General features: G+C 77.6%; 3 protein-coding genes. 2 read left to right on the top strand and 1 reads right to left on the bottom strand.

Annotated features, from left to right (window positions below; translation table 11 throughout):
* On the top strand, positions 1-187 hold a 187-nt coding region (locus OZN99_RS33190; RefSeq protein ID WP_270939417.1), incomplete at its 5' end, for a hypothetical protein.
* On the top strand, positions 184-375 hold the full coding sequence (locus OZN99_RS33185) for a DUF2783 domain-containing protein (RefSeq protein ID WP_270939416.1): 192 nt from the start codon (positions 184-186) through the stop codon (positions 373-375). The genes OZN99_RS33190 and OZN99_RS33185, both read left to right, overlap by 4 nt.
* 1 nt (position 376) lies before the next feature.
* Here OZN99_RS33185 and OZN99_RS33180 read toward each other — a convergent pair.
* The coding region (locus OZN99_RS33180) for a hypothetical protein (RefSeq protein ID WP_270939415.1) at positions 377-581 on the bottom strand (205 nt) is incomplete at its 5' end.

Genomic DNA, 581 nt, shown 5'->3' with positions numbered 1-581 from the left:
GACGCCCGGCGCGCTGTGGGACCACAGCGGCCTGGCCGCCGCGCGCTTCGGCGCGCCGCGCGGCGGGGCAGTGCTGGTCCGCCCGGACCAGCACGTGGCCGCGCGATTCGCCACGCCCGATCCTGCCGCGATCCGCACCGCGCTGGATCGCGCGCTGGCGCGCCTGCCCGCGGAGCAGCCCGCATGACGCTCGACACGACGCCGCGCATCGCCGATCCCGACACGCTCTTCGCCCTGCTGGTCGAGGCGCATCGCGGGCTGGATGCGGAGGCGTCCCGCCGGCTGGATGCGCGGCTGGTGCTGCTTCTGGCCAACCACATCGGCGACATGGAGGTGCTGCGGCAGGCCATCGCGCTGGCGCGCGAGGCCGGCTGAGCTACGCCACCCGGCGGGTCAGCGCGCGCTCCAGCTCGGCGAAGGCATCGCCCAGCGCCGCCTCCATGGCGGCGGCCTGCGCCGGCGCATCGGCGTCGCGCGCCATCGGGGCACGGCCGCGCACCTCCACGGTGCGGATGACGCGCGACGTCGCGCCTTCCTCGCGCAGCAGCACGCCGGCCAGGCCGGCGCGCGCTTCCTCGGCC

It is taken from the genome of Falsiroseomonas oryzae (assembly GCF_027856955.1).
GTDB lineage: Bacteria > Pseudomonadota > Alphaproteobacteria > Acetobacterales > Acetobacteraceae > Falsiroseomonas > Falsiroseomonas oryzae.
Note: the sequence above shows the minus strand (reverse complement) of the source record. Positions and strands in the feature narration are given on the sequence as shown.